A 6812-nucleotide genomic window follows, 5' to 3' on the forward strand; every position below is an offset into this window, starting at 1 on the left:
GGGGTGGCGGTGGCACGACACCGCCTGGTGACGGCGGTGGCACGACACCACCTGGCGGCGGAGGCGGCACGACGCCGCCCGACACGGGAGGCGGCACGCCCCCGGCCACCGGCACGCTCGCAGTGGCGCCGACGGCCCTCGACTACCGCTCGACCACGGTGCGCACCGGGGCGCGCAGCGATCCGCTGACGGTGCGCATCTCCAACAGCTCGGCGGCGGCCGCGACGATCTCGGCGGTGACGACGAGCGCGGGCTTCATCGTCGCGTCAGGCTCGGCCTCGGATGCCTGCCCGGGCGTGCCGTGGACGCTGGCGGCCGGCAAGTCGTGCACGGTGACGGTGGTGTTCGCCCCCGGCAGCGGCGGTGCGATGCACGGCACGCTGAAGGTGATGTCGGCCGCCGGCCAGACCACCGAGGTGGCGCTGTCGGCCCAGGCCGAAACCCCGTCGACCAACGAAGGCGCGGGTGCGCTCGATGCCCGCTGGCTCGCGCTGCTGGTGCTGGCCATCGCGGCGCTGCAGGTGCGCCGCCGCCACCCTGTTCCTGTTTCTGCTTCTGTCTCCAAGGAAATCTCCCAATGAACCGCCTCTCCGCCCTCGCGCTGGCCCTGTGCGCCAGCCTCTTCGCCGCCCTGCCCGCGGCCGCCGTCGACGCCGGCACGCCGGCCCCCGAGTTCCAGCTGAACGGCTCGCGCGGCGCGGTGAACCTCGGCGCGATGAAGGGCAAGGTCGTGTACATCGACTTCTGGGCCTCGTGGTGCGGGCCGTGCAAGCAGTCGTTCCCGTGGATGAACGAGATGCAGGCGAAGTACGGCGCGAAGGGCCTGCAGATCGTCGGCATCAACCTCGACGCGAAGCGGGCCGACGCCGACAAGTTCCTGGCCGAGGTGCCGGCGAGCTTCGTCGTGGCCTTCGATGCAGCGGGCGACACGCCGAAGCGCTATGGCGTGAAGGGCATGCCGACCTCGGTGCTGATCGGCGCCGACGGCAAGGTGGTCCAGATGCATGCGGGCTTCCGCGACGACGAGCGCAAGGCATTGGAAGACGCGATCGTCGCGGCCCTGAAGTGATGTCCATGACGAAGACTCTCGCCACCGCACTCGTGCTCGCGCTGGCCGCCGGCCTCGGCGGCTGCTCCGTGCTGCAACCGCCGCAACCCTGGGAGAAGGGCCTGCTCGCGAAGCCCGAGATGACCCTCGGCGGCGACGCGCTCGAAGGGCGCTTCGACGTGCACATCCTGAACAGCAAGGAAGCGGCCTCGGGCGGCTCCGGCGTCGGCGGAGGCGGTTGTGGCTGCAACTAAGACCGCCCGCGTCGGCAACCTCGTCGCCGCCGCGCTCGCGCTGCCGGGCGTGCTGGCCGCCGGTGCGGCGCGCGCCGAAGACCCGCCGGAGCACGGCCTGATCGCGTTCAAGTACCTGCAGTACAAGGACAGCCAGGCCGTCAACGTGCGCTACCCGAACTACGACGGCAGCGAAGGCAGCCGGCTCAACCGCATCACCGTGAAGGCGCCGTCGCTGTACGTGCTGGCGCCGATCGGCCGCTGGTCGATCGAGGGCTCGGGCGTGATCGACGACGTGTCGGGCGCGACGCCGCGCTACTACAGCGACGTGTCGGGCGCCTCGCGCTCGCCGGGCATGGAAGACAAGCGCCGCGCCGGCGACCTGAAGGTGACGCGCTACTTCGATCGCGGCGCCCTCGCGCTCGGCACCGCGCATTCGAGCGAGAACGACTACAAGTCGAGCGCACTGTCGCTCGAAGGCCGCATCGCGACCGCCGACAACAACACCACGTTCAACATCGGCATCGCCGGCACGCGCGACCGCATCGACCCGGTCAACGAGATCGTCATCGACGAGCGCAAGACCACCTCGGAGCTGACGCTGGGCGTGACGCAGGCGCTGTCGCCGCGCGACATCGCGCAGCTGAGCCTGACCTACTCGGTGGGCCGCGGCTACTTCAACGACCCGTACAAGCTGTACGACCACCGGCCGCGCGAGCGCGATGCGAGCATCGGCATGCTGCGCTGGAACCACCACTTCGAGTCGGTGTCGGGCACGCTGCGCGCGAGCTACCGCTACTACAACGACACCTTCGGCATCCGCGCGAACACGCTGGAGACGGCGTGGGTGCAGCCGGTGTCGGACCTGTTCTCGGTGACGCCGTCGTTCCGGTACTACACGCAGAACGCCGCGTCGTTCTACTACGACCCGGTGCCCGACACCGCGGTGTACCCGGGGCCGGTGGGCACGCCCGAGTTCTCGTCGGCCGACCAGCGGCTGTCGGCCTTCGGCGGCATCACGCTCGGGTTGAAGCTGGAGCTGCACTTCGGCAACTGGACCACCGACCTGAAGCTCGAGCGCTACCAGCAGCGCTCGGACTGGCGCCTGGGCGGCAAGGGCTCGCCCGGCATCGACACCTTCGACGCCACGATCGTGCAGTGGGGTCTCGCGACCCGCTTCTGACCCTCACGGAACCCTCGCCCATGAACGACACACTTTTCCGTTCCCGCCGCGTGGCGCTGAGCGCCTTGCTGCTGCTCGCCGCCTGCGGTGGCGGCAATGACGATGCGCCGGCACCGTCGCCGGTGGGCGGGGGCACGCCGGCTCCGGCTCCGGCGCCGTCTCCTGCTCCCGCGCCGGCACCATCGCCCGCACCAGCACCAGCGCCTGCACCCTCGCCTTCGCCGGCACCGGCCCCCGCGCCATCGCCGTCCCCAGCGCCTGCGCCTGCGCCGGCTCCTACGCCAGCGCCCGCCCCAGCACCCACACCGGCCCCGGCACCCGCTCCGGCACCTGCGCCCACACCGGCCCCGGCTCCAGCGCCCGCGCCGGCTCCCGCGCCCGCCCCTTCGCCTGCGCCCGCCCCGTCGGCCGCGACGCTCTCGTGGCGCGCCGTCAGCCTCGCCAGCGCCGAGTTCGCGCCCGGCAACCTGCCCGGCAACTACAACACCGACTACGTCTACCCGTCGGCCTCGAGCGCGGCCTACTTCAAGAGCAAGGGCATGAACGCGGTGCGCCTGCCCTTCCTGTGGGAGCGGCTGCAACCGTCGCTGAACCAGCCGTTCGACGCGACCGAGCTGTCGCGGCTCACCACCTTCGTGCAGCAGGTCACCGCGACCGGCGTCACGGTGCTGATCGACCCGCACAACTACGCGCGCTACCGCGGCAACCTGATCGGCTCGGCGCAGGTGCCGAACGCGGCCTTCGCCGATTTCTGGTCGCGCCTCGCAACGCAGTTCAAGGGCAACCCGAACGTCGCGTTCGGGCTGATGAACGAGCCGCACGACATCGCGACCGAGCAGTGGCTGGCTGCCGCCAACGCCGCGCTGGCCGCGATCCGCAGCACCGGCGCAACCAACGTCGTCACCGTGCCGGGCAACGCCTGGACCGGCGCACACAGCTGGCTGCAGGACTGGTACGGCACCGCGAACGGCACCGTGATGAAGGGCATCGTCGACCCGGGCAAGAACATGGTGTTCGAGGTGCACCAGTACCTGGACAACGATTCATCCGGCACGCATGCCGATTGCAGCAGCGCCACCATCGGCGCCGAGCGCCTGCAGGCCTTCACGACCTGGGCCCGCAGCAACGGCTACCGCGCCGTGCTCGGCGAAGTGGGCGCCGCATCGAACGCCACCTGCGACCTGGCCGTGGCCAGCGCGCTCGGCCACCTCAAATCCAACGCCGACGTCTGGGCCGGCTGGGTCTGGTGGGCCGCCGGCCCCTGGTGGGGCAGCTACATGTATTCGATCGAACCCGCAGGCAGCACCGACAAGCCGCAGATGACCGTGCTGAAGCCGTACCTGCAGTGACCTGCTTTTTCTGAATTCAACACACATCAAGGGAAGCCACATGAAAAGCCAAAAACGCCAGCGCGGACGCGCCGGTGTGAGCCTGCTGTTCTCGCTCGTTCTCGCCGCCTGCGGTGGCAACGACAACAATGACAACCCGGCGCCGTCGCCGACGAGCAATGCGCCGGCCCCGGCGCCCACCACCACGCCGTCGCCTGCTCCTTCTCCTTCGCCGTCGCCTGCTCCCGCACCGGCACCGTCGCCTTCTCCGGCGCCTTCGCCGTCCCCGGCCCCTGCGCCCTCGCCGTCGCCCGCGCCGGCACCTTCCCCGTCACCGGCTCCGGCACCGGCCCCCACGCCGTCGCCCGCCCCGGCGCCCGCGCCGACGCCCTCTCCTGCGCCGGCACCTGCTCCGGCACCGTCTCCCTCGCCGGCACCTTCGCCGTCCCCGGCACCCGCTCCCGCACCGGCACCCGCCCCCGCGACCGGCCTGATCACCACCGGCAACCCGTTCGCCGACGCGCTGTTCTACGTGGACCCCGACTACGGCACCCAGGTCGCGCAATCGCTGACCCGCGTGACCGCCTCGGCCACCGACACCGCGCTGGTGAAGGCCGCCGCCAAGTTCCCGACCGCCGTCTGGCTGGACCGCATCGGCGCGATCGATGGCGCCAAGGCCAGCGGCGGCGCGATGGGCTTGGTCGACCACCTCGACGCGGCCGTCGCGCAGCAGAAGGCGTTGAGCGGCAGCACGCTCAAGCCGATGACGATCCAGCTGGTCGTGTACGACCTGCCCGACCGCGACTGCGCGGCGCTGGCGTCGAACGGCGAGCTGAGCTCGGCCAACGATGGCATGACGAAGTACAAGACCCAGTACATCGACCGCATCGCCGAGATCCTCGCGCGCCCGGCCTACGCCGGCCTGCGCATCGTCACGCTGATCGAGCCGGACTCGTACCCGAACATGCTGACCAACATCGGCATTGGCAAGACAGTGTGCGATTCGGTCAACCAGAAGGGCGTCTACGTCGATGGCATCCGCTACACGCTGAACAAGCTGTCGACGCTGAAGAACGTGTACATGTACCTCGACATCGCGCACTCGGGCTGGCTCGGCTGGGACGGCAACCGCGGCAAAGCCATCGACGGCTTCATCAACCTGGTGAAGGGCGCGACGCCGAGCGGCAACCTCGGCATCATCCGAGGCTTCGCGACCAACACCGCGAACTACACGCCGCTGCAGGAGCCGTTCTTCGACGGTTCCGAGAAATACGTCCAGACCGGCGGCACGACCCAGTTCTACGAATACAACCACGTGGTCGATGAGCAGACCTATGTCGACAAGCTGCACGCGGAGTTCGTGGCTGCCGGCTTTCCGAAGACGCTGTCGTTCCTCGTCGACACCTCGCGCAACGGCTGGGGCGGCCCGGCCCGGCCCACCCAGGCGGCCGCCGACGTCGACGACATGCGCGTCGACCGTCGCGCCCACCGCGGCAACTGGTGCAACGTGAAGAACACCGGCATCGGTGAACGGCCGCGCGCCAATCCGGATGCGAGCCGCCCCTACCTGGATGCGTACGTGTTCGTGAAACCGCCCGGCGCTTCCGACGGCACCAGCGACAGCACGGCCACCACGCCGAACGCCGAAGGCAAGCGCTTCGACGCGATGTGCGGCTCGGGCAACGTCGACGCACTCAGCGGCGCGCCGCATGCCGGCCAGTGGTTCCACGACCAGTTCCTGATGCTGCTGCGCAACGCCTATCCGGCGATCAAGTGAGCAGCACCCGATTCTTCTTTTCGACTTTCAAACCAGGATCACTCCCCATGACTCACCTCCCCCGCCCGCGCGCCGCGGCGCTGGCCGTCGCCGCGCTGTTCGCCACCGTCGCATCACCCGCCTTCGCCAAGGACTGGCCGTCCGGCTACTCGAAATGCGCCGATGAAGGCGAGACCTGCAAGGTCGGCACCACCAAGCGCTCGGTCTCGTTCGGCATCAAGGACAAGTTCGTGACGAAGACGCTGTCGGGCAACATCGCCTGCACGACCGCGACCTTCGGCTCCGACCCGTACCCCGGCAAGGCGAAGAAGTGCGCCGTCGGCGCGGCCGCAGCGCCTGCCCCGGCACCGGCACCTTCGCCCGCACCGGCGCCTGCACCCGCACCGGCCCCGACGCCTGCTCCCGCCCCGGCGCCGGCCCCCGCGCCTGCACCGGCTCCGGCCCCCGCGCCGTCGGCCGACGCCAGCACCGAGGTGGCCCCGGCCACCGGCTGGGCCAGCCAGTCCGGCGGCACGCGCGGCGGCTCGAATGCAGCGGCCGCGGCGATCTACAAGGTCGACACCGCGACCGAACTGCTCGCCGCGATCAAGGCGGGCGGCGACAGCGCGAAGATCATCAAGGTGACCGGCCGCATCGACATGGCGGCAGCCGACAACGGCGGCGCCTTCAAGAGCACCTCGGACCAGGCCAATCGCGGCGAGCTGAAGCTCGGCAGCAACACGACGCTGATCGGCGTTGGCGCGACCGCGGGCCTGGTCAACGCGAACATCAAGATCAACAGCGTCGACAACGTGATCGTGCGCAACCTGACCATCATCGACCCGTGCGACGTGTCGCCGTTGTGGGACCCGAACGACGGCTCCAGCGGCAACTGGAACTCGGAGTTCGACGGCATCACGGTCGACGACTCGACCCACGTCTGGATCGACCACAACCGGTTCACCGATTCCCCGGTCACCGACGACCTGCTGCCGGTCGTCAACGGCAAGCGCAAGCAGTGCCATGACGGCTCGCTGGACGTGAAGAACGGGTCGGACTACGTGACGATCTCGAACAACGTCTTCGACCAACACGACAAGAACAACCTGATCGGCTCGTCGGACAGCAAGACCTCCGACAACGGCCACCTGACGGTGACCTTCCACAACAACCTGTTCACCAACATCACCGAGCGCGCGCCGCGCGTTCGCTTCGGCAAGGTGCACGTCTACAACAACCTGTACCAGGGCAGCACGGCCAACGC

The 6812-nt window shown here is 69.8% G+C and carries 7 protein-coding genes; all 7 read left to right on the plus strand.

Features of this window, described 5'->3' with window-relative positions; genetic code table 11:
* Positions 1-581 (plus strand): hypothetical protein (locus AC1D12_RS20355; protein WP_477842498.1); only part of this gene is annotated, 581 nt, incomplete at its 5' end.
* Positions 578-1069, plus strand: a complete 492-nt coding sequence (locus AC1D12_RS20360) for a TlpA family protein disulfide reductase (protein ID WP_465110506.1) — start codon at positions 578-580, stop codon at positions 1067-1069. The genes AC1D12_RS20355 and AC1D12_RS20360, both read left to right, overlap by 4 nt.
* 5 nt (positions 1070-1074) lie before the next feature.
* On the plus strand, positions 1075-1302 hold the full coding sequence (locus tag AC1D12_RS20365; RefSeq protein WP_465110505.1) for a DUF4266 domain-containing protein: 228 nt from the start codon (positions 1075-1077) through the stop codon (positions 1300-1302).
* Entirely contained in the window at positions 1289-2464 is a 1176-nt protein-coding gene (locus AC1D12_RS20370) for a DUF3570 domain-containing protein (RefSeq protein ID WP_047507182.1), read from the plus strand. Before AC1D12_RS20365 ends, AC1D12_RS20370 begins: the two co-directional genes overlap by 14 nt.
* 20 nt (positions 2465-2484) lie before the next feature.
* On the plus strand, positions 2485-3813 hold the full coding sequence (locus AC1D12_RS20375; protein WP_477842499.1) for a glycoside hydrolase family 5 protein: 1329 nt from the start codon (positions 2485-2487) through the stop codon (positions 3811-3813).
* Between the two features lie 40 nt (positions 3814-3853).
* Positions 3854-5569 (plus strand): glycoside hydrolase family 6 protein, encoded by a 1716-nt coding sequence (locus AC1D12_RS20380; protein WP_477827931.1) that lies wholly within the window; start codon positions 3854-3856, stop codon positions 5567-5569.
* Positions 5570-5616: 47 nt separating this feature from the next.
* The coding region (locus AC1D12_RS20385) for a pectate lyase family protein (RefSeq protein ID WP_477842500.1) at positions 5617-6812 on the plus strand (1196 nt) is incomplete at its 3' end.

The sequence above is a fragment of the Rhizobacter sp. P1_G5 genome (assembly GCF_056405435.1).

What these genes read in the sequence shown, in the direction of transcription:
- AC1D12_RS20360 (WP_465110506.1), top strand. Translation starts at nt 578, where the DNA reads ATGAACCGCCTCTCCGCCCTCGCGCTGGCCCTGTGCGCCAGCCTCTTC.
- AC1D12_RS20365 (WP_465110505.1), top strand. Translation starts at nt 1,075, where the DNA reads ATGACGAAGACTCTCGCCACCGCACTCGTGCTCGCGCTGGCCGCCGGC.
- AC1D12_RS20375 (WP_477842499.1), top strand. Translation starts at nt 2,485, where the DNA reads ATGAACGACACACTTTTCCGTTCCCGCCGCGTGGCGCTGAGCGCCTTG.
- AC1D12_RS20380 (WP_477827931.1), top strand. Translation starts at nt 3,854, where the DNA reads ATGAAAAGCCAAAAACGCCAGCGCGGACGCGCCGGTGTGAGCCTGCTG.